Origin of the sequence: Clostridium pasteurianum DSM 525 = ATCC 6013, assembly GCF_000807255.1 — a bacterium.
GTDB lineage: Bacteria > Bacillota > Clostridia > Clostridiales > Clostridiaceae > Clostridium_I > Clostridium_I pasteurianum.
Map to the genome: position 1 here is coordinate 970,816 of NZ_CP009268.1, position 21,472 is coordinate 992,287.

Here is a 21,472-nt window from a genome sequence, read left to right on the forward strand (position 1 = left end):
TGAGTGTAGTATAACATAAAAATATAGTTATGTAAACGTTTGTGAGTAAAAAGTTGAGATGAAATTTTTAAAAATTCAAGGCCAATAACATCCTTGCTTGTGCCAAGTTTACATTGGCAAATTTCTTATTCAAAAATTTTTCTTATTGCTTTTCTTCCATTAGTTATGGCGGAGCCTGTAAATGGAATGCTACCATTATGTACAGCATAAGTTTTAGATTTAGTTATACTTTTATTCACTTCGGCAGCAGATAATATAACTATATCTTCTATTTTCCAAAATTTCTCTTCTATCAAAACATTAGTACATGGTTCATCTAAACTCTTATAAAGCCTATTACTAAATCTTTCTGCTTGTATTTTAGCCATACTTTCTGCTCCACTAGCAGACCAACTCATTTTTCTGCCTTTCATTCGTTGAGCCAGTACATCACATATATTATGTTCTATAGTACCTAAGTGCCTATACACAAGCCCTCCGGGTGCTTCTGGAATGTTTATATTTTTTCTCAAGTCCCTTGAAAGTTATTCTCCTATCATTTAAACTTATATGATACATAATTTATCCAACTTAGTGTTTTTCTAGTCAATTAACATTATAATGTATAATTTATGTATCGGGGATGCTTTCGTATCTCCTTTTATATTTATTGCAGTATTTGATAACTCTTTTGCCTATAAAAATTATACACTAAGAAAATCCTTTTTGTTTTTATTACAACATAGGAGTATGATTTTTAGAGATGTTTTTTATAATTTAGAATGAAATTTTCTTGATATTAAAAATAATATAACTGATATAATTATTAATATCAGATAAGTAAAGGATAGAGGAATTTGAGAAGATATCTTTAAACTGGTACCAAAACTGGTTACTAAAAAGACAATAATTCCAGTTAAAGTTCCAAAAACTGAACTGGCAGTTCCTGCAATCTTCGGAAACAACTGCATTGTCTCAGCAAGGGCATTTGGAACAATAAAGCCTATGAAAAAGAAAATTAGAAATACGGGAATTAAAACAACGAATAAATTCATAACTGAAATAAAACCTAATATTATCATTAATATACTTCCAATAAAAGAGCTGATTAAGCCAAAAAGTAAAAGAGATGTGCTATTAAAGTAATTAATGGCAAAGCGATTTAATACGGCCCCAAAAAAATAGGCAAATCCTAATATTAATGCAATATTTCCATATTGAACTACAGAAAAATTTAATACTGTTTCAATTAGATAAGGGCCCACTACATTAAACAAAACTATAATTCCATAACCAAGAGCTGATACTGTTGTAATAAGCATAAATAAGGAATGAGAAATAATATGTTTCAGACCGTTATAACTTTCTGGAAAACTGAAAACCAATAAGTTTAAATTGGTTTCCTGAAAATTAATAAAAGCATAAACAAAAATAAAAAATCCATACAGAGTAAAAAGATAAAAATTAGCCTGCCATCCAAAGTAATGCTCTAAATTCCCACCAATAAAAGGAGCTAATATAGGTCCTAAAGACCAGCTGAGTGTAAAATAATTTGTAGCCTTTGCCAGTTCTATTCCAGAAAAAACATCTACTAAAATAGCTCTGGTAACCACAGCTAATCCAGCAACACATATTCCCTGTAATAGGCGAAGTACTTCCAGTGTAAATATATTAGGTGAAAAAATTGAAGAAAAACTTATCAACATAAAGGATAATGCACTTATAAGTAAGATTTTCCTACGGCCAAAGCTATCCGATAATATTCCAAGAATCACCTGGCCAATTCCGTAGCCTAGTAAATACAAGCTGACAGTAAATTGGACCAAGTTAGTTCTGGTATGAAAATAATTGGTGATAATAGGTAAGGAAGGTACATATAAATCTACTCCAAGGCCTATGAGAAATGGAACTATAAATGCTAAAAAATATATGTTTCGTTTTTGTGATATTGAATATGAAATATTCACTAAAATACATCTTCTTTCTATAGTTTGATTATTTACTCTAAATTGTATATAATTATTATAATAAAAGTAAGTATGCACTTTATAGTAAGATACTATATAAAAGGAGAGTATTATGAAAAAATGGTCATCGGATGAAGGAAAATGTCCAATATCTTATACATTGTCAGTAGTGGGAGGCAGATGGAAATGGCTTATATTATATAAACTATTTCAAAATAAAATACTGCGATATGGTGAAATAAAAAGGCATATACCTTCAATTACCCACAAAATGCTTAGTCAGCAGCTAAAGGAATTGGAAGCTGAAAAATTAGTTTATAGAAAAGAATATCATCAAATACCACCTAAAGTAGAATATTCTTTAACAGAAAAAGGTGAAACTTTAATTCCCATATTGTCACTTATGTCGGAATGGGGTGAAAAAAATAGAATTGATGTAGTTACAAATATTCACAATTAGCAAGATTATTAATTAATACGATGTAAAAGTATACTATATTTCTAAACTGCTTCTTATAATTCTTTCAGTAAGTTTTAAATAGTTCCCTCTGTACTCAATACTTTTTTTAGAAATAAGTATAGCCATTCCGTGGACTAAACTCCACATACTTAAAATTTTATCTATGTATAAATCTTTATCTAAGTTTATTATTTCAAAATATTTTTTTGAGCTGTGAATAAAAACTGAAAAGGCGCTATTTTCTTTGCACTCATAAAATATATTATCTTTAATTTTTATAGAGTAGGGATTATCCGACAAAAACATAAATTTTAAATACTCAGGATTTTCCACCATAAATCTTACATAGGCCTTTCCTATCTCAATAATCTGTAGTTTGGGGGCATTTTTGTACAAGGAGGCAACTTCTGATAGTGCTGAATAGAACTTTTTTGAAACTTCTTCATTTATTGCATTTACAAGTTCATCTTTATCCCTAAAATGTTTATAGGGGGCAGTGTGACTTACTCCACACATACTTGCAACTTTTCTTAGAGAAAAGCCTTCAAGTCCTTTTTGGTTTAAAAGTAATAATCCATTTTCTATAAGCTGTTGTTTTAAATCACCATGATGATATGATTTTTTGTCCATAGTATGTCCTCCTAGAGTATAATAATGTGTAGTCAAATTTTATTTTATCAATAATGTTTAATTGTTTAGAATTTTCATATTTATTTAGTTTTAGATAAATTATTTAAAACTATAGCTTTTACTATATCATAAGAAATTATATCACTAAATGTTGACAGCGTAAACTTTGTATTTTATAATTTATCTAAAGTTTGCAGTGTCAACATAATTATAGTGGAGGTTTTTATGAAAATTCTATTGATAAGTGATGAATACAATGATATTCCATTGAGAGATATTTTAAATAAAAAATTATTTGAAGCTTTCAGTAGTAAACAAAATGATTTTAAATCATACCTTGTGAAAGAAGAGGACTTAAAACCCTGTATTGGCTGTTTTAGCTGTTGGTTAAAGACTCCAGGTTTATGTGTAATAAAGGATCTTGGAAGAGATATCAGTAGAGATATTTTAAACTGTGATTTACTTATAATTGTTTCAAAAATAGCTTTTGGTTGTTATAGTCCCGCTATAAAAAGAATCCTAGATAGGCATATACCCTCAATACTTCCATTTTTAAAAATTGTTAATGGAGAAATGCATCATTCTTCCCGCTATAATAAATATCCTGAAATTGTAGTTTTAGGATATGGTGAAGATGTAACTATAGAGGAAGAAAAAACTTTAAATCAACTAGCTGATGCAAATGCTGTGAATCTGCAGAAAAAGAAAGCAAAAACATATATTTGCAGAAGTGAAAAAGAGATAGATTCGATTATGAAGGTTGTATTTGTACACATAGAAAATATGGGAGGGAAGTTTAATGGGTAAGGTTTATATAATAAACGGTAGTCCTAAAATTAAGAAAGATAACAATTCTCAATATTTTATAGATGAATTTTTAAAGTTATTAGAGGACACTAATTTACAAATAGAACAGACTATTATCAGTAGAGGTTACTATGAAGATATATATCCAAAACTTATGGAAAGCGATATTATAATCTTTACAGCTCCACTATATGTAGATTCCATACCATCCCATTTACTAAGCTTTATGATAGGATTAGAAAGATATATAAAACAATCAAGAGCTTCAGAAGATATTTCTACTAAAGTATATGCTATATTTAATTGTGGTTTTTTCGAAGGATATCAAAATAGAATAGCCCTGGACATAATGAGAAATTTTTGCCATAAAGTTGGTTTTACTTGGAGATTTGGAATAGGAATAGGGGCAGGAGAATTTATGGGACCATCTAAAAATATACCTTTAAAGAGTAAAGGAAAGGAAGATACTTTTAATGCACTATTGGAACTTAAAAAAGATATAGTAAATAATAGTCTGGATATTAAAAACAATATATATACTTCTCCTAAAATGCCAAGATTTATATTTCAGTTAGCTGGTAATATAGGATGGATTAAGCAGGCAAAGAGTAATAGAGTGAGCATAAGGGGAATTTATGCTAAACCATATGTTAAAAAGTTGTAAAATTCAGATGGAGTAAAAGAATCTCCATCTGAATTAAGAACTTGCTTAAATATGCTATAATGTATTCAGAGTGCGAGCTGTGAAACAGCACGCAAATGTGTGTTGTTTCCTCTTGATAACGGAATTAAATCTGTTTTCATTAGTAAGCTATTAACATATAGTAGGGCAATCCTACCAGGTAGAACTTAACCAGTAGCCTGTACCTAGTTCCTTGGAGCCGAAATGGTAACATTAGGTTTAAGTGTAGGGCGGGGAGCAAACGAGCCGAAACGAAAGTGAAGCTATTGAGCCACGAAATTATTATTTAAATGAAGAGGTCGATACTGTTCTAGTGGTAGCAGACAATATTTTATGAATCGTTATGGTGAGATTTGTAAAACTCTTCCGAGGTCTGAGGGCTTGGCGAGTTTGATGATAAGTATGTTAATAGAACAGCTGAGATCCTATAATGTCTGAAAAAAAAAATCAGTATGCAAAATCAAGCGAGGGAACTAGTAAGATGAGCAAAAGCATTATAGGAAGTCCGACTAATTCATATTACTGTAGAAACCTATGAAAGTAGGTGGAGGAAAGGGATTAGCACAACATAGCTTCAAGTAAAACGAAATCTTGCAGACAGGAGAGCTGAAGAACATGGTGAATTACATTGTTGAAGCTGACATAAAAGGATTCTTCAATAATGTAAACCATGAATGGCTGATAAAGTTCCTGGAGCATCACCGATACTTGCAAATATATATTTACACTATGTATTAGATAATTGGTTTGACGTTAAGGTCAAACGAAAGTGTAATGGTGAAGCATATTTAATTCGATACTGTGACGATTTTGTATGTTGCTTTCAGAACAAATGGGAAGCAGAAGAATTCTATCAAAGACTAATAGAAAGATTTGAGAAATTTGGATTGGAATTGGCTTTGGAGAAAACAAAGATATTGGAATTCGGGAGGTTTTCCAGGCGAAATAGAGCAAATCGAGGGTTAGGTAAACCCAAAACTTTTGATTTTCTAGGATTTACATTCTATTGTAGTGAAAATGATAAGAAAGAATTCTTTCGTTGCAAGGTTAAGACTAGTAAGAAGAAATTGCGAAGTAAAATCAAGACAATGAAGGAATGGATTAAGAATAATCGAATAATGCCTGTAGTAGGTCAATTGATTAAGAAAATCAATCAAAAACTTAGAGGACACTACCAGTATTATGGGGTTACCGATAATACACGAAGTGTGAAGAGTTATCAGAATGTGGTCAAATGGTTGATGTTTAAATGGCTTAATAGAAGAAGTCAAAGAAGAAGTTACACACTTGATGCATTTTACAATGGACTATTGAAAACTTTTCCGTTATTAGAACCAACAACAAATGTAAGCTTATTCTATAGATGATTAAAATATGATGTGAAGAGCCGTATGCCTTAATAGGGCAAGTACGGTTCCGTCGAGGAACATGGGCGGTAACGCCCTTGTTTACTCAAGAGATAAATGGTATTTAGGTTGCCACCTCCCAGATTATTTATCTTTTTACAATGGAAAGCTGTTATGGGACTGACAACAGAGGAGGTGGCTGAATGAGTGATAAACTTTCTATAACTGCTATGGTATGCGTTACTTTAGTAGCTCTTGTATTAGGTGTAGTAGGCATATTTGCTATACTTGCTTATTTAAAAGACAAGGCCTCATTAAAATTAAAGACTAAAGCTAAAACTTTGGTTAATAATGAAGTGGCTATTGATATAGAAGATACTCAAAAAAAGTAAAAAGATGCTTTCGCACAGCACCTTTTACTTAACCTGATTAATTAAAATCCAATAAGCTCATAACAGCTTTTCTATTTATATTATAACATAGGATTATGATTTTTAAACATATTTTTTATAATTTTAGATAAAAGTATTAATTAGTTTTGAGTTTAAATGATTATAGATTCAATAAAAATAAGGCTTTCTGAGATTAGTATAGAGGGGCTTTTTTATTATTTGAATTTTGTAATTCAGGATAGATTTTGATTAGATCATACGGTGTATATGGGCTATATTTTATGTATAATAATGGATTGTATAGAATATTATGATATACTTTATATATGAATTAAGTAGAAATCATAAGATATTAATAATTTTATTATTAAGTAAATTATATAATAAGTGTTTGCAGGAGTGATTAACTTGAACAATATTAGAAGTATAGAAAGAACTTTAGATAATTATAGTAACCATAATAATAAATTTTTTTGGATTAATATATAAATTGTAGTTAGGCGATTTTATAATTTAATACAAAGGAGAGTTGAGATGATTTTCAGAAAAAGGATAATATTTATTGCTATTATAATTATGATAGTTAGTTTATTTATTGGCTGTGGCAATGGTGCTGTGAATAACATTTATAATGATAATAATAGAATAAAAAGTGAAGCTGATACTTTTTCATTAGATGAAAGTGAGGAAACAATAGAATCGGGAGTATATAAAGGAAAGTTGAAATTAAGCGGAAGTGGAACTATTTGGACATATGAAAGTAATGAAGATATTGATTTGAAAGTTCCGTATACCTTATCTGTAAAAAACGGAAAAGCAAAAATTGTTTTAATATCCCCTGATAATAAAGTTATTAATCTTGTAGAAAACACAAACAAGGCAACTATAGATGGGACAACATCATTAACTGTGCCAATAAAAAAAGGTGACAATCGTATAAAAGTAGTAGGTTACGGAAAAGCAGATATTGATATTGAATTGCATATAGAAAAAGGTATATTTGAAAAAATAAGTTTTTAAAAAGATTTGAACGAACAGATTTTATTATGGAGATTAATACTAAAAAATTATTTATATAAATGGAGGATCTAATGAAGAAAAGTATAAATATATTATTAATTGCTTTACTTTTTTGGTTTACACTAGACATTACAGGATTTTCCCTGGGAAAATTCCATTTAGTTGAAAGTCCCGGTATACTAAGTGCTGATGCCTTTTGGTGGATAATTTTTGTAGCTTGCTCTATATTATTTTTATTAAAAGAAAAACAAGGAAAATATGTGTTATCAATATTTCTTGCAGCTTGGGCTGTAATTCAATATTCTTCACATTGGAATTATACAATCTTTGGGGCAACGGAAATAAAATTAAAAGGATATAATGAGTACTTTGCAAATACATATCATATTATTCCAGCATCTGATAATATACTTATACCAGATTTATATCATATAATTCTACATATATTGATAATATCATTACTTGTTTTAATAATAATTTATATATTGAAACAAAGAAACGTAAAAATTTCTAATTAATAATTTAAATATAAAAAATCAATCCAAATAAGAAAGGAAAAAATTATGAATATAGATATAGAGAAAAATGAATTTGATTCAGAATTTAGTAATGTGAAATATATGCCAGAAGACAATATAGTATTTCTTACATGGAAAAAATACTGCTGTTATGATGACTATAGAAATCCAACAACTTTTTCTTTGGAATTACTTAGAAAACACCCGAATAGTAATTTTGTTGTAGATGCAAGAAATGGATTTGAAGATGAAAAAGAAGATACAGAATGGGGATTTTCTGTATTGCTTCCAGCTATGTCAAATACAGATTGTAAAAATGTTGTATTCATCATGAACGAAGTAAATGAAATAGAAGAAGAGATGGATATGTGGACAAAAGAATTTATGAAGTATTTCACAGTGAGGAAAGTTAAATGCTATGAGGATGCGATAAAATTTATAGTTGAATAATGAATATAGTAGCAATATAAATTATTTGTTATCTTCTTATAGATATTTAATATACAATTGGGAAAGGAGTTAAATAAAATTAAAATGAATAAATTGGATTTAATATTATATATAAAGACTGGCAATATTAGCAGTCTGTTATATTTAATGGCTTTATTAATCATTTTAATCCCAATAACTATAGTTTTTGTTACTGACGTTCCTTTTAGTTCAACTTTTAGTAAAATATCTATAAATACAGCATTTGCTTTTGTCATGGCAGGAAAAATTCTTACATTAATTAAAAAGAAGAAAACAGACAAGAATATATTTGTAGATATTGGGATACTTATAGGAATTTTTATGGCTTTTATATTTAACCTGACTAACTTGGCGTAAGTCTCCCACGCACTCCGTACAGCGATTCACATAAAATCGAAGAGAAGATTTTGGTTCTTTGCTTTTCTTCAAGTGGGAGTTCAACGCCAAGTAAGCCATGCATTTGCAGTTCTAAAATTCAGGATTGGGTAAAAGAATCACCACCTGAATTAAGAACTTGCTTCAATATGTTACAATATCTCTAGAAAGTAGAAGAATTTTGCTATTAATTTCATAGTATTTATAATATTCATATTGAACAAAATAATGGGGTAATACTGTAATTGAATTCTTATTATTTTAAGGAGGTAATAATATGAGTGAAAAACACTGTCCTTCTTGTGGAAGTCAACAGGAAAAGGAAAAGAAAGAAAATAATTCTGGAACTAAACATAGTAAAAAAGTAAATAAAAAAGATTGATATTAATTTATTTAATAAAAGGGCGCAATTCTCTGATGGTCAATAGATTGGAAGAGAATAGCCCTTATTATTTTACATAAAAAGAGTAATTATATAGAACAGCAAATTATTAAGAATTAGAAGTAATTTATAAATGAGGTAAAGGTAATTTATTATGATATTTAAGCATTTTGGAGATAAAAATAAACCAGTAATAATATTAATTCATGGCGGGGAATTGTCCTATTGGATGTGGAAGCCTCAGATAGAAATATTTAAGAATAAATATTATATTGTGACTCCAATTCTTGATGGAAATGGAGAGTGTTCAGATAGAAACTTTGAAAGTATAAAAGACTGTGCAGCAAAAATTATAGATTATGTTAATAATAATTTTAATGGGAAAGTACTTGCTATTTGTGGATTATCCCTAGGAGCTCAGATAACAGTGGAAATTTTATCACAATCAAATAATATTGCTGAAAAGTCTATTATTGAAAGTGCCATGGTTATTCCTATAAAATTCTATGAAATATTTATGAGATTATTTATTAATAGCACCTATTTTTTTAGTAAAAGAAGATGGTTTGTAAAACTGCAAGCAAAGAAAGTATGTATACCTAAAGATATGTTTGAAGATTATTATAGAGATAATAAAAAAATATCTAAGAAATCTTTAATTAATATGGTTATTAATAATGCTAGATATACTCTGCCTATGAGTTTTAAAAATAATAAATGTAAAATTCTTGTTGTATATGGAGAAAAGGAATATAGTGTTATAAAAAAATCAGCACAGCTAATTCATAAAAGTGCTTATGATAGTAATTTGATAACAATTCCAGGTTGTGGTCATGGGGCAAGTATAAAACTTCCTAATGATATTATAAATATTATGAGAAAGCTATTTGAAGTTGATAGATAATGCTGGTTTTAATACATTTGAGGTTCTAAATAAGTAAAAGATATAGATGTCTTAAAGAAAATGACAGACATGTACATAGATGGAGGGAGAATAAAAATGCAATTTGAATTGAGAAAATGGAGAGATAGTGATGCTGAATGCATTGCAAAATATGCAAATAACTCTAAAATAGCAAATAATCGTAAAGAAAAGATTGCTTGTTATTAGTTTTAGAGTCAGGATACTAATATGAAAGATGAAAATATTAATAAATATATTGTGCCATATTTTCTATTTGTAATTTATTTAACCATTATGGCTATAGGTATAAACATATGGGGAATTCTTTCTATAAAAAGACAGCTTCATAAATTTTAACAGATATTCTTTAAATAATAAATATAATTAAAGTTTTTTAAATTCACAAATTTTCATACATTGGAATAATAAATTAAAGAAGATGATTTAATGATTTTGTCAAATAAAGATTTTCAGATTGAAATAACTAAAGATACTCAATATACATTGTTTTCCACAGATAATAAATTTTATAATCATATTATTCAGATGGAAAAATACAATAGAAATGATTTTGTTTGTGTCTATTGTATTTTTGTCCACAGTTTAACGGCTGATTACAGCGTTGCTATTATTGGAAGAGCCTATGGAAACGTTAAAAATTGTGCAGTTTTAGAAAATAATATTATAATTATTTTAATAGATAATTATGTGGTTTTCTTTGATTTAATTGATGAGAAATTAGAAAAGAAAATAAGAGTATTAGATTTTGGAACTGGTATTGAAATATATCCATTTGATGATGGTTACATTGTCAACGGAGAAATTGATATCATTAAAGTAGATAAATCAGGAAGTAAGATTTGGAATTTCAGTGGAAGAGATATTTGGGTAAGACCTAATGGAGAATCATCCATCAATATTTTAAGAGATAGATTATTATTAACAGATTTTGAAGGCTACACTTATCATTTGAATAAATTAGGCAAGCTAATATGAAAATAAGGATTACTAAGATTATGGCAATTAATGTTGAGCTGTGTTATTTTTTGCAGTGTAATAATTGTGAGATATTGTAAAATAAAGATGTTTATATTTTGTGAATATGGAGGGAATCTTAATGCATTATTTACCTGAAGAATATATGTATAGGATTGAGCGGATTTTTGATAGATGTAGCGAAACCATGATATGGTCCTGTTTGCAGGGATATATGGGGAAGGGCTGGGTTGATAATGTTCAAAATCCAAAATCGGCACAGATTCTAATAGGTGATTTTTGCTTTTTCGCTGGCGTTCCAAATTTAGATCTGGTAAAAAACATTCCTCATTATTATACTACACCGTATATTTTAATGGTGCCTGGAAGTGATAAATGGGGAACTATGATTGAGCAGAAATATAAAGGCAACTTCCAAAAATTTATGCGTTATGCATTTAAAAAGGAATCTGAAATATTTAATACGGAAAAATTACAGTCATATATTAAGAAACTTTCGGAAGAATATACAATAAAAAATATAGATGAAGAAATATTTAATAATGTTAAAAGTGAACCATGGTCAAAGGATTTATGTTCTCAATTTTCAAGTTATGATGAATATGAAAAATTGGGACTTGGCTTTGTTATAACACATAATACTGATATTGTTTGTGGTGCATCCTCTTATACGGTATATAATGATGGAATAGAAATTGAAATAGATACAAAAGAGAAATATCGTAGAAAAGGTCTTGCACTTGCATGTGCTTCAAAACTAATTCTTGAATGTGTGGACAGAGATATTTATCCCAGCTGGGATGCTGCAAATAGAGAATCGGCATCTTTGGCTGAAAAATTAGGCTATCATTTTGACAGTGAATATGTAACATATGCCATAACTAATTTTAGGTAAGATTATGGGTGTTGAGTTAGATAGTGCTATTATTATAGGATGATTTAAAGAAATTCTAATATAAATGTAATCGAAATAATAAGTATATAATTGGAGCTAATAGTATTTAAATATATTTAAATTGATATAATATTGACATTATAATTATGCTTCTGATAAAATTTATACATAGTAATATGATTTTGAAGGGTGGAATGCTATCCGGATCACTTGATGTTAAAAAATCGAATAACATAAGTTGAACGTGGAGATGTAAGATAGAATCATTAATTGAATAGGTAGAAAAACTGTTAATTATAACAGCTTTTTTTGTTATGCCTAGTTATCAATTATGACTTTATTCTGCTCTCTTGGCGGTAGTGTTCAATTATATCAGAGCCATGGAGTTATAATCTGTGGCTCTTTTTATTTTTCACCTGACTAACTTGGCGTAAGTCTCCAACGCACTCTGTACAGTCCTCACACAAAATCAAAAAGAAGATTTTGGTTCTATGCTTGCACGCTGTACAGCGATTCACACCAAATACAAAATAAATTTTGTTTTGTCTGCTTTTCTTCAAGTTGGAGTTCGACGCCAAGCAAGCCATGCGTTTGCAGTTCTAAAATTCAGATGGGTAAAAGAATCCCCACCTGAATTAAGAACTTGCTTCAGAAATCATATTGCTACATAAATTATTATGTTATTTTCTATAAAATACATATTTATTGAGAAGGGGAATGGGGTTATGTTGAATAAAATATTTGAGTATTTAAAAAGGCCAAAATTATATGAAGAAAGTAGTGCTAAATTTTGGGATGATGAGCACATATCCAAGGGGATGATTAAGGCACATTTAAATCCAAACTTGGAAGCAGCAAGTAGAAGACATGATTTTATTGATAGTTCTGTAGATTGGATCAATAAAATAGCACCATGTGGAAGTTATAAAAAGATTTTAGATTTGGGCTGTGGGCCAGGACTTTATACACAAAGATTAGCTGAAAGAGGCTATTTAGTGACTGGTATAGATTTTTCAAGAAGATCAATAGAATATGCAAAACAAAAAGCTGAGGAAAAACATATTGATATAGAATATATTTGTAAGAATTATCTTGAAATAGATTATGAAGATGAATTTCATTTAGTTACATTAATTTATTGTGATTTTGCGGCACTTTCACATAAACAGCGAGAAATATTGCTGGATAAGATATACCACGCTATGAAAAAGGGTGCCAAGTTTATATTTGATGTGTTTACTCCTAAAAATTATGAAGGAAAGACTGAAAGCAATACGTGGCATTTGAATGATGGAAGTGGGTTTTGGAAAGATGATACTTATCTTTGTATAGAGTCTTATTATATTTATGAAAATAAAATAATGTTGAACCAATATGTAGTAATTGATAAACAAGAAAATGTAGAGGTTTATAGAATATGGAATCATTGTTATACAAAGGATACAATTATATACGAACTAAAAAAAGCGGGATTCGAAAAATTTGAAATATATTCAGATGTATCAGGAAAGCTTTATGATGAAGAATCTAAAACTATGTGTATTATAGCTGAAAAATGAGAATAATGTAACATTCTCAATTACAAATTATATATTGTTACTATACACGTAACACTATTGAGAAAAAATAAAATAATATATATTTTAGGTATCTGGTGCTACGTATAATTATGAATCATAATTTAACCAAAATATGTTGAAGTTTTAGGGAATGTTATGGGGCTAATTCAGAATAGTATTTTATTGGATGATGATTGTAATTTAAACGATCTGAATTTTTTAGGTATAATAGCCTGTACTGTAAGGCAGGGATTTAAAGAAGAACTTGAAAAAGCATTAATTAAGCATAGAGATAAAAAGAATATAAATTCAAAAGCTTATGTACCCTCGGGATGTGCCTGCAAACTGGATTTTAGCAGTATATGGGAAGCAAAAAATATAGATGATTTTCCGGATGTAGTGGCTGCCAATGATTTCAAGGATGAATTTAAAAAAGAATTTATAAGTAATCTTGCAAATAGGGGGTACTTTAAAGCTACTGCAGATAATAATATAAATAGAGAGTTCTTAGATGCAGGTTGTGTTGATCCTAAAGCTGTATATACTGTGTATGCTGTTTCTCCTACTGTAATGCTTGTAGATAAAAATAAATTGGGGGATCTTCCAATGCCTAGAACTTGGGGTGATTTATTAAATCCCATTTACAAAAATAATATAATCCTTGGAGGAACATTAGGAGAGTTAAGTGATTCAACTATATATTATATTTATAAGGAATATGGTGAAGATTTAAATGGCTGGGGTGGAATTATATAAGAGAAAATAATATGGAATATATAAAAAATATAACAGATGGTATATTGTTACGCGTCAAATTATTTAATCCTTAAAAAGTCAAATTATTTCAGCCTAAAATTAGTAATAATGTGGTAAAAAATCAGTTTAAATAATCTTACTAATGGCAAATTAAGTCTCAAAAATCAAATTAAATAACCCTTTCTCCACAATATCCACAATGTATAAAATTCTAAAATTGGTCAATAAATATAGGCATAGAAAAACACTGCTCAGAATAAGCAGTGTAAAAAATTTTAAATTGTAAGATCAATTTCACTCTGAGATTTATAAACTGTATCTGAATTAATAGAAGTAAGTCTTTCATTAGCACCAGAGATAAGGCACATTCTCGTTAGAGAATTTAGTGGTCTTATAGCTCCATTAGTGCTTGAATAAATGAGTTCAAAAGCATCATCAGTAAAAATTGGTTCTGAACAGCCTGCGGCTTTTAGCATAGAAGTTATGTAGGGCTTACATTCATCATGCGTTAGCCCTTTTAAGCAATAATTCATTATGATTCGTTGACGTAGTGCTTCATGGACCTGCCTGCTGAGTTGAAGTAAAAAATTAGGTTGACCTGAAAGAATTAACATAGCATAATTCTTTGAGTCCATATGAAAATTAAATATTATTCTTAAATCATCAAGAATGGAATTGCTTAAAAATTGACATTCATCAATTATAATAACTGGAATTACATTTTTACTGTGGCTATAAGTGTATATAGACTCTTGTATTTGCTTAAACATAGTTACTTTTTTCTGAGCATGAATTATTCCAAGACCATCGCATAATGCTCTATAGAAGTCCATAACAGTTAAAGTGGAAATAGGAATGTATACGCACTTATATAAATTTGGATTTAGTGAATCTACAAAATTGCGGAGCAAGAAAGACTTACCAACTCCAGGCTCTCCAGTAATAACGCCAATCCCTAAAACAGATTTTAAAAATTCTAATCTATTCATTGCTTTAGAGAAATCCTCAGATTTAAAACTGTATTTTAAGTCAAGATTTTTATCAAAAGGATCAAAAGTTAAGCCATAAAAAGCTTTATACATAATATCAACCTCCGGTTAGTTAGCTTCAAAGGCAGAAAAATCAACAGAATTAGTATTGTTAGTTCTTCTGATTTTTGAATTATCAATTTTTTTAACAGGGAAAATAGTATCTTCAAGTTTACCATCCTGTGAAAAAATATAAGCTTTATCAATAGATGATGCATCATAGCGTATATTTATTTTGTCACCAACATATTTTAGTGGTACTTCAAATATTTTTGTACCTATAGATACTGTGGAGTCATTTTTTACAGTACGGAGTACTTTATATAAAAATAAATAGTCTAGTTCAGTTTTAGAATCAATAAATCTTATATTTTCAACATTAGACATGTACTTATCAATTGGTTTTTTGTTTATTGAGGAATGTATAGTGTTGTTATAACTGTTAACATAACCCGACAGGGATTCATTTAAAAGGTCTATAGATTTAAAATCATTCCAATTAATTGAATTCATCCATTGTTTTTGCATAGTTTGGAACCATCTTTCAATTTTGCCCTTAGATTGAGGGGAATATGGTCTTGCAAAACTTAAAATACTACCAAGAGCTGCACAAATCAAATGAAATTGCTCACTTTTATATATCTTTCCATTATCAACGAAAACTTTTTTAGGAATTCCCTTTGATGCTACCGCATCTTTAAATACAGACATAAGAGATAAAAGATCATCTTTAAAAAATGCTTTGCATCCTACAATGACTCTACTGGAATCATCTAAAAAAGCTATAATATAAGTCTTGAATTTTTTATCTTCTATAGTAAGGTAAGGACCTACAGATACGTCAGATTGCCAGCATTCATTGGAAAACTCAAATTCAAAGGCTCTTCTATCATCAGGTACAAGCTTTTTAGAACCTATCTTAGCCTTATTTATAAATCTAGTTACTGTTGACAGGGAAATACTAGTTTCACTTTCAAAACCTTTAGCTATAACTTCATGATATATGTACTTGGCAGTTTTTTTAGGTGAATTTAATTTACTGTTTATAATAAATTCTTTGGTTTCATTTGAAATTTTTCTGGAAGTACCTTTATCAGCTCTTGATTTTGGATATAAGCCATCAATACCATATTTCCTATATTGAACTAGCCATCCTTTGATTGTTGCAGGAGAATACTCTTTTTTCTTGCCGTTAGGCAGTGTATAAGACTTTGCTGCAATTTCTGCTAAATAATCTTTTACAGAAGCCTGAGTAAATGTATTGGTTATAATGGGTGCAATCAGAGAATAACGAAATAATGCTATCTTTTGATTAAATTCTTTTAATATCATTGATTATCAACCTCCTATTTTTATTAATAATTATGACTTAAAATCGATATTTAAACCGTTAAAGGTTGTGTGGAATTATACAAAAATTTTAGATAGAACAAGAGAAATGAGGACAAGATTGATATAAAAAGACATTAAAAAAGTGTGAAGTATTTAATTTGATAAAAAAGATAGATCTAATTTGTACCTATTAAATTATCATTTACAAAAGAAATACTTAGGCATGTGTAAAAAATAATCCAAGTTAAAATCGTGCCTTAAACGGCAAAAGATAATAATTTTTTTTATGATATCAATAGGTAATTTGCTATTTATGTTAGAATTATAGAATTTATACTGTGCAAAAAATAAACGAATACTCGATAATGAGCTTACTAGCCTATTTTTCCAAAATGATAGATCTGTTGTATTAAGAGATGAGTAGTTAATATTAAGAGATTTTATAAGAGTTAATATTTTACTAAAGGAATAACCTAGTTTTAGCATCATAATAATAGAAGTTAGAATAACTTCATAAGCATATTGCCTATAAGGAATAATAAAACTGGGTATAAGAGAATAGGTTTTACCACAGGATTGACATTTACAACGCAGGATGACTATCTTGTATGCACCTTTAAGGGTAATTAAGTTTCTATAATAAAATCCATGTCTGTACAGCTTACCTTCAAATCCACATGCTTCGCATCCATATTTACTTGGAAATTGATTAAACTTACAAAGTTTATTGTATTTTTTTATTCCGTAAGGCATTTTTACTATATTTATCATTATTATTTCTTCTCATAATTAAAAAATTTTCTCCTTACTAATTATCGTCAGATTAAATAATCTTATTCTTTTTGAGTCAGATTATTTAATCTGACCTATAAATTAAGTCTATAATAATTTGACTTTTTTGAATGTTTTTTAGCTTAAGTAAAATGCCTAATAACAGGTATATTTATAAAAGAGTGGAATAGTAGAATAAAAAAGCTGTAAATTTTCTTACAGCTTTTTTATTCGTGTGCCCATCATGGACGACAACTCGGTAGCGGAATTCTGCTGTAGAATTGATAGTTGGAACCACTAGTCAAATGTATTATTTTATTTTTTACTAGGATAATAAAATTAATATAAAATGATGAAGTTACCATAAAAATTGTATATAATATAGTTAATAGGATGCTATATCAATTATACAAGTGGAAGGAAAAAACATGAGTAATGAATCTAAGGATAATACAAGGAAACATATATTTGATGAGACAATAAAGGCTCTAGAGAAAAAAGATGCCAAAAATTTAGCTACAATAGGAATGCCTGAAATAGAGAATGCAGAAGAATTGAACTTAGAGTTTAGTGAACTATCAATGTCAGATATGAAGAGAGCAGACTATGTGGCAAAGGTTGAAATGAATGATGAAAGATTCATACTTCATATGGAATTTGAATCAAATTATAAAAGCAACAGGGCAATGAATAAAAGAATGCTCAGATATCTCAGCAATATAAACTGGTATGACAATTTACCCATATATCAGGTGTTAATAATATTGAAACAGCCAAAAACAATAAAAAGTATTAACAATAAAATTGAAATGATTGTTCAAGATGAAAAAGTATTAGAATACAGTTACAAAGTGGTAAAAGTGTATGAAATAGATAAATATGAAGTGTTAAATAATGATAGACTGGTACTGTATCCACTAAGAGTATTTATGCAGCATGAGAATGAAAGTGATGAAGAGCACATTAAAGAATGTCTTAAGGTTGTAGAAGAACTTGAAGATAAAGATTATTATTATCTGACAGTGGAATTAAGTAAACGACTGTATAAATGTGAATTTGTGGAAAATTATATAAAGGAGGAGATATATATGGCATCTGTACTTTATAAAGAACCTTATGAGAAAGGTAAAGAAGAAGGTATAAAGGAAGGCATAAAAGAAGGCATAAAAGAGGGTATAGAAAAAGGAAAATCTGAAATAATTCTTAAGTTATTGATAAAGAAATTTAAGAAATTACCAGAAGGATATATTGAAAAAATAAAAAATCTTCCTAATGATACCTTAGAAGTTATTGCTATAGATATATTTGATATAAATAGTGCAGAAGAACTGGAGAAGTATTTTTAGAATTATCAGAATGGAAGAGTAGAATGAAAAAAGCTGTAAATTTCCTTACAGCTTTTTTATTCGTGAAATGGACTTGGGATAAGGAGGAATTTGAAGGTATTGTTTAAGTAAAAAGATTATTATCATTGAAAGAACACAAAGCATGATATAAGATAAAATTAAGAGGTGATTTTTTTATGAGATCTTTAAAAAAACTTTCAGTGGATGAATCAATTTTCATTGCAAGTGCACTAAAATGGACTTTCTTATCTATATTAATAGGATTATTAGTAGGATCTTTTACAACCGTATTTATAAAAATTATAGTAATTGGTGTTGATTTTACATCAAAGTTTAAATTTTATTATTTATTTCTTCCCATAGCACTTTTTTTAAGCAGCTTTATAATACATAAGTTTGCTCCTGATGCAAAAGGTCATGGTACAGAAAAAGCTATTGAAAGCGTAAATAAAAATAATGGTAACATGAAAATAGCTGTAGTACCTGTAAAATTATTAACTACATTTATAACCATAATTTTCGGTGGCTCAGTGGGACTTGAAGGGCCAGCAACTCAAATAGGTGGCGCAATTTCATCTTTTATAGGCAGTATAACAAAAATGAATGCAATGGACAAGCGCCGTCTTGTGGTATGTGGAATAAGCGCTGGATTTGTCTCTGTATTTAATGCTCCAGTTGGTGCCGCAATATTTGCTTGTGAAGTTTTATACATAGGGAAGCTTTCTTACATAGCTCTTCTTCCTTCTCTTATATCTTCCTTTGTAAGTTATTATATTGGACTGTATATGGGAAATAAACCTTTGATTTTTAATATAAAATATATACCAAATAATAATATAACTGCATTTTTGGAAGTATTTGTCTTTGGCATAGCAATTGGATTTTTAGCTATAATATTTATAAAATTAGTCAAATATGCTGAAAAGGGATTTAAAAAGATTAAAATATATACTCCATTAAGAGGAATTATAGGCGGCATTTTAATAATAATTATAATTCATATCTTTAATTCCTTTGAAGCACTTGGAATAGGCGATAAAACTATAAATGAAATTGTTTCAGGTGGAAACTTTAGTAACTTTTTATTTGTAAATAAATCTTTAGCAACAGCTCTCACATTAGGTTCTGGTGGAAGTGGTGGAATTCTTACGCCTATGCTTTTCATTGGGGCTTCTTTTGGAAATGCTTGGGCTCAAATTACAGATTCAAATATAGCTTTTTATTCTGCAATAGGTATGGTAACATTTTTAGCATCTTGTTCTAATGTTCCTATTTCTTCCATTATAATTGCTATGGAGCTTTTCGGAAATCAGGTTGGAATATATGCAGCTATAGCTATTGGAATAAGTTATATAATAGTTGGACATGAAAGTATTTATCCAACTCAAATTGTTGTATATTCTAAGACACCTTCACTTTCAATTGATGAAAATGTTGAAGTAAATGATATAAAAGAACAAAAAATATCTCAAAAGGAACATGTGATAAAAAGATTTTTTCTAAGGAAATAGAGTAAGATAGGTTGAACTTAGATCTGACTGTATAAATATAAATTTGTGGAAAATTATATAAGGAGCAGATATACATGGCATCTGTACTTTATAAAGAACCTTATGACAAAGGTAAAGAAGAAGGTATAAAAGAGGGTATAGAAAAAGGAAAATCTGAAATAATTCTTAAGTTATTGATAAAGGAATTCAAGAAATTACCAGAAGGGCATATCGAAAAAATAAAAAATCTTTCTAATAATGCCTTAGAAGTTATTGCTATAGATATATTTGATATAAATAGTGTAGAAGAATTGGAAAAGTATTTTTAGAATTATCAAAAATTATTATGGCTGGTAGTTATGGAATAAAATCAGGATAAGATAATAAAAAGAGAGAATCGTCATTACGGTGGCGATTCTTTATGGTAAAACTATTGTATTACAGTTGTATTAAGCCTTTACGTGAATTGCAGCCATGTGAGTACGTATACAGGGGGATGCAGAGTATGATTAAATAAAAACCGATTTTAAATCTATTATAAGATCTTCAAAAATACTTATTTTTATTTTATCAATTTCCGTATATATTTCAGGTCTGCCATACCGTTTATTTCCTTGTAATATAAATACACTTAGGAACTTACCTTCAGGTTCTATTATCCAATATTCCTTTACTCCGGCTTTTTCATATTTATTAAATTTTAGAACTTTATCATTTCTTATAGTAGATGGTGAACACACTTCAATAATTAATTCTGGAACGCCGAAGTATCCTGTACCTTTTAATCCGCTTTTATTACATATAACTAAAAGATCTGGCTGTACCACATTTTGTGATTTATCTTCTTTAACCCCATTTTCTGGTATTATTAAGTCAAAGGGTGCTGTAAAGGCTCTGCAGGATTTATCTATTAAGTAATTTCCAAATTGTCTGGCTAATTCAAAAATAATTGCTTGGTGCTGCCAGGAAGGTGCTGCTTGCATATAGGGAACTCCTTCAATTAACTCCCATCTTTCATTTTCTGGGTAATTCAGATAATCTGAATAGTTGTATTTTCTATCTTCATGTGGTAATGGCATAGAACTCACCTCTTTTTAATATTGATATGATATATTTATTATATATCATAGACAAGTTTTCGTGAACTATACATTGCTTAGGTATATAAAAATAAATATAGAAATATTGCTTAATGGAAGATATAATTGTTACATAAAAAAGTATTAATAGGAGTGGTATACATGTTATGCTGTTTAATAATCAATTTAAATGTATTTCTCTGTACAAGGTCTAATAGATGGACGATGCCTGTACAGAGTATAAATAATCGTCCTCATTAGGTTTTGTACTCTATAGTTTGAAAATA

25 protein-coding genes are annotated in these 21,472 nt (G+C 28.9%); 18 read left to right on the top strand and 7 right to left on the bottom strand.

The window, feature by feature from the left end; genetic code table 11:
* Positions 1–125: 125 nt before the first annotated feature.
* Entirely contained in the window at positions 126–512 is a 387-nt protein-coding gene (locus tag CLPA_RS04305; protein ID WP_003447089.1) for a hypothetical protein, read from the bottom strand.
* 237 nt (positions 513–749) lie between these two features.
* On the bottom strand, positions 750–1,946 hold the full coding sequence (locus CLPA_RS04310) for a Bcr/CflA family efflux MFS transporter (protein WP_003447090.1): 1,197 nt from the start codon (positions 1,944–1,946) through the stop codon (positions 750–752).
* A 112-nt stretch (positions 1,947–2,058) separates the two neighbouring features.
* Here CLPA_RS04310 and CLPA_RS04315 point away from each other — a divergent pair, with 112 nt between their 5' ends.
* Positions 2,059–2,406, top strand: coding sequence for a winged helix-turn-helix transcriptional regulator (locus tag CLPA_RS04315; RefSeq protein WP_003447091.1), 348 nt, complete (start codon positions 2,059–2,061; stop codon positions 2,404–2,406).
* A gap of 33 nt (positions 2,407–2,439) precedes the next feature.
* Here CLPA_RS04315 and CLPA_RS04320 read toward each other — a convergent pair whose 3' ends face one another.
* Positions 2,440–3,036, bottom strand: a complete 597-nt coding sequence (locus CLPA_RS04320; protein ID WP_003447092.1) for a TetR/AcrR family transcriptional regulator — start codon at positions 3,034–3,036, stop codon at positions 2,440–2,442.
* Between the two features lie 225 nt (positions 3,037–3,261).
* On the opposite strand from CLPA_RS04320, the gene CLPA_RS04325 reads away from it, so the two are divergent.
* The 14 genes from CLPA_RS04325 (at position 3,262) to CLPA_RS04390 (ending at position 14,139) form a co-directional block, all read left to right on the top strand.
* A complete protein-coding gene (locus CLPA_RS04325) occupies positions 3,262–3,843 on the top strand; it encodes a flavodoxin family protein (protein WP_003447093.1) in 582 nt (193 codons plus the stop codon).
* The gene (locus CLPA_RS04330) at positions 3,836–4,507 is read left to right on the top strand and encodes a flavodoxin family protein (protein ID WP_003447094.1); all 672 of its coding nucleotides are present in this window, start codon (positions 3,836–3,838) and stop codon (positions 4,505–4,507) included. The genes CLPA_RS04325 and CLPA_RS04330 overlap by 8 nt, the downstream gene beginning before the upstream one ends.
* Before the next feature lie 692 nt (positions 4,508–5,199).
* Entirely contained in the window at positions 5,200–5,892 is a 693-nt protein-coding gene (locus CLPA_RS04335; protein ID WP_003447095.1) for a reverse transcriptase domain-containing protein, read from the top strand.
* A gap of 182 nt (positions 5,893–6,074) precedes the next feature.
* Complete coding sequence (locus CLPA_RS04340; protein ID WP_003447096.1) at positions 6,075–6,263, top strand: hypothetical protein; 189 nt, start codon at positions 6,075–6,077, stop codon at positions 6,261–6,263.
* A gap of 534 nt (positions 6,264–6,797) precedes the next feature.
* Positions 6,798–7,283, top strand: a complete 486-nt coding sequence (locus tag CLPA_RS04345; RefSeq protein ID WP_003447097.1) for a ribosomal L7Ae/L30e/S12e/Gadd45 family protein — start codon at positions 6,798–6,800, stop codon at positions 7,281–7,283.
* A 71-nt stretch (positions 7,284–7,354) separates the two neighbouring features.
* Entirely contained in the window at positions 7,355–7,801 is a 447-nt protein-coding gene (locus CLPA_RS04350; protein ID WP_003447099.1) for a hypothetical protein, read from the top strand.
* A 45-nt stretch (positions 7,802–7,846) separates the two neighbouring features.
* A complete protein-coding gene (locus tag CLPA_RS04355; protein ID WP_003447101.1) occupies positions 7,847–8,251 on the top strand; it encodes a hypothetical protein in 405 nt (134 codons plus the stop codon).
* An 84-nt stretch (positions 8,252–8,335) separates the two neighbouring features.
* A complete protein-coding gene (locus CLPA_RS04360) occupies positions 8,336–8,629 on the top strand; it encodes a hypothetical protein (protein WP_003447103.1) in 294 nt (97 codons plus the stop codon).
* 554 nt (positions 8,630–9,183) lie between these two features.
* Positions 9,184–9,933, top strand: coding sequence for an alpha/beta fold hydrolase (locus CLPA_RS04365; protein WP_003447107.1), 750 nt, complete (start codon positions 9,184–9,186; stop codon positions 9,931–9,933).
* A gap of 228 nt (positions 9,934–10,161) precedes the next feature.
* Entirely contained in the window at positions 10,162–10,290 is a 129-nt protein-coding gene (locus tag CLPA_RS21845) for a hypothetical protein (RefSeq protein ID WP_257786295.1), read from the top strand.
* Positions 10,291–10,380: 90 nt separating this feature from the next.
* Positions 10,381–10,929 carry a hypothetical protein gene (locus tag CLPA_RS04370; protein ID WP_003447109.1) on the top strand — a complete coding sequence of 183 codons (549 nt, stop codon included), beginning with the start codon at positions 10,381–10,383 and terminating at the stop codon, positions 10,927–10,929.
* A gap of 121 nt (positions 10,930–11,050) precedes the next feature.
* Positions 11,051–11,824: a GNAT family N-acetyltransferase gene (locus tag CLPA_RS04375; RefSeq protein WP_003447110.1), complete on the top strand. Its 774-nt coding sequence runs from the start codon at positions 11,051–11,053 to the stop codon at positions 11,822–11,824.
* Positions 11,825–12,549: 725 nt separating this feature from the next.
* Positions 12,550–13,383: a class I SAM-dependent methyltransferase gene (locus tag CLPA_RS04385; protein ID WP_003447112.1), complete on the top strand. Its 834-nt coding sequence runs from the start codon at positions 12,550–12,552 to the stop codon at positions 13,381–13,383.
* 156 nt (positions 13,384–13,539) lie between these two features.
* On the top strand, positions 13,540–14,139 hold the full coding sequence (locus tag CLPA_RS04390; protein ID WP_003447114.1) for an ABC transporter substrate-binding protein: 600 nt from the start codon (positions 13,540–13,542) through the stop codon (positions 14,137–14,139).
* Between the two features lie 275 nt (positions 14,140–14,414).
* Here the strand turns inward: CLPA_RS04390 and CLPA_RS04395 are convergent, their stop codons facing one another.
* The 3 genes from CLPA_RS04395 to CLPA_RS22085 form a co-directional block, all read right to left on the bottom strand.
* Entirely contained in the window at positions 14,415–15,221 is an 807-nt protein-coding gene (locus CLPA_RS04395; RefSeq protein ID WP_003448320.1) for an ExeA family protein, read from the bottom strand.
* A gap of 15 nt (positions 15,222–15,236) precedes the next feature.
* Entirely contained in the window at positions 15,237–16,499 is a 1,263-nt protein-coding gene (locus tag CLPA_RS04400) for a DDE-type integrase/transposase/recombinase (RefSeq protein WP_243444607.1), read from the bottom strand.
* 198 nt (positions 16,500–16,697) lie between these two features.
* Positions 16,698–17,270 (bottom strand): DUF6431 domain-containing protein, encoded by a 573-nt coding sequence (locus CLPA_RS22085; RefSeq protein ID WP_051803905.1) that lies wholly within the window; start codon positions 17,268–17,270, stop codon positions 16,698–16,700.
* A gap of 428 nt (positions 17,271–17,698) precedes the next feature.
* Between CLPA_RS22085 and CLPA_RS04410 the strand changes: the two genes are divergently transcribed.
* The 3 genes from CLPA_RS04410 to CLPA_RS04420 all read left to right on the top strand — a co-directional run bounded on the left by CLPA_RS04410 (position 17,699) and on the right by CLPA_RS04420 (position 20,435).
* Entirely contained in the window at positions 17,699–18,616 is a 918-nt protein-coding gene (locus tag CLPA_RS04410) for a DUF4351 domain-containing protein (RefSeq protein WP_003448162.1), read from the top strand.
* Between the two features lie 176 nt (positions 18,617–18,792).
* On the top strand, positions 18,793–20,127 hold the full coding sequence (locus CLPA_RS04415) for a chloride channel protein (protein WP_003448163.1): 1,335 nt from the start codon (positions 18,793–18,795) through the stop codon (positions 20,125–20,127).
* A gap of 74 nt (positions 20,128–20,201) precedes the next feature.
* Positions 20,202–20,435, top strand: a complete 234-nt coding sequence (locus CLPA_RS04420) for a DUF4351 domain-containing protein (protein ID WP_003448164.1) — start codon at positions 20,202–20,204, stop codon at positions 20,433–20,435.
* A 180-nt stretch (positions 20,436–20,615) separates the two neighbouring features.
* On the opposite strand, the gene CLPA_RS04425 is transcribed toward CLPA_RS04420, so the two are convergent.
* Entirely contained in the window at positions 20,616–21,185 is a 570-nt protein-coding gene (locus CLPA_RS04425; RefSeq protein ID WP_003448166.1) for a Uma2 family endonuclease, read from the bottom strand.
* Positions 21,186–21,472: the final 287 nt, after the last annotated feature.

Bases quoted from the DNA above. Each gene is read 5' to 3' on its own strand.
- CLPA_RS04315 (WP_003447091.1), top strand. From the start codon at position 2,059: ATGAAAAAATGGTCATCGGATGAAGGAAAATGTCCAATATCTTATACA.
- CLPA_RS04320 (WP_003447092.1), bottom strand. From the start codon at position 3,036: ATGGACAAAAAATCATATCATCATGGTGATTTAAAACAACAGCTTATA.
- CLPA_RS04325 (WP_003447093.1), top strand. From the start codon at position 3,262: ATGAAAATTCTATTGATAAGTGATGAATACAATGATATTCCATTGAGA.
- CLPA_RS04330 (WP_003447094.1), top strand. From the start codon at position 3,836: ATGGGTAAGGTTTATATAATAAACGGTAGTCCTAAAATTAAGAAAGAT.
- CLPA_RS04335 (WP_003447095.1), top strand. From the start codon at position 5,200: ATGGCTGATAAAGTTCCTGGAGCATCACCGATACTTGCAAATATATAT.
- CLPA_RS04340 (WP_003447096.1), top strand. From the start codon at position 6,075: ATGAGTGATAAACTTTCTATAACTGCTATGGTATGCGTTACTTTAGTA.
- CLPA_RS04345 (WP_003447097.1), top strand. From the start codon at position 6,798: ATGATTTTCAGAAAAAGGATAATATTTATTGCTATTATAATTATGATA.
- CLPA_RS04350 (WP_003447099.1), top strand. From the start codon at position 7,355: ATGAAGAAAAGTATAAATATATTATTAATTGCTTTACTTTTTTGGTTT.
- CLPA_RS04355 (WP_003447101.1), top strand. From the start codon at position 7,847: ATGAATATAGATATAGAGAAAAATGAATTTGATTCAGAATTTAGTAAT.
- CLPA_RS04360 (WP_003447103.1), top strand. From the start codon at position 8,336: ATGAATAAATTGGATTTAATATTATATATAAAGACTGGCAATATTAGC.
- CLPA_RS04365 (WP_003447107.1), top strand. From the start codon at position 9,184: ATGATATTTAAGCATTTTGGAGATAAAAATAAACCAGTAATAATATTA.
- CLPA_RS21845 (WP_257786295.1), top strand. From the start codon at position 10,162: ATGAAAGATGAAAATATTAATAAATATATTGTGCCATATTTTCTATTT.
- CLPA_RS04370 (WP_003447109.1), top strand. From the start codon at position 10,381: ATGATTTTGTCAAATAAAGATTTTCAGATTGAAATAACTAAAGATACT.
- CLPA_RS04375 (WP_003447110.1), top strand. From the start codon at position 11,051: ATGCATTATTTACCTGAAGAATATATGTATAGGATTGAGCGGATTTTT.
- CLPA_RS04385 (WP_003447112.1), top strand. From the start codon at position 12,550: ATGTTGAATAAAATATTTGAGTATTTAAAAAGGCCAAAATTATATGAA.
- CLPA_RS04390 (WP_003447114.1), top strand. From the start codon at position 13,540: ATGGGGCTAATTCAGAATAGTATTTTATTGGATGATGATTGTAATTTA.
- CLPA_RS04395 (WP_003448320.1), bottom strand. From the start codon at position 15,221: ATGTATAAAGCTTTTTATGGCTTAACTTTTGATCCTTTTGATAAAAAT.
- CLPA_RS04400 (WP_243444607.1), bottom strand. From the start codon at position 16,499: ATGATATTAAAAGAATTTAATCAAAAGATAGCATTATTTCGTTATTCT.
- CLPA_RS22085 (WP_051803905.1), bottom strand. From the start codon at position 17,270: ATGATAAATATAGTAAAAATGCCTTACGGAATAAAAAAATACAATAAA.
- CLPA_RS04410 (WP_003448162.1), top strand. From the start codon at position 17,699: ATGAGTAATGAATCTAAGGATAATACAAGGAAACATATATTTGATGAG.
- CLPA_RS04415 (WP_003448163.1), top strand. From the start codon at position 18,793: ATGAGATCTTTAAAAAAACTTTCAGTGGATGAATCAATTTTCATTGCA.
- CLPA_RS04420 (WP_003448164.1), top strand. From the start codon at position 20,202: ATGGCATCTGTACTTTATAAAGAACCTTATGACAAAGGTAAAGAAGAA.
- CLPA_RS04425 (WP_003448166.1), bottom strand. From the start codon at position 21,185: ATGCCATTACCACATGAAGATAGAAAATACAACTATTCAGATTATCTG.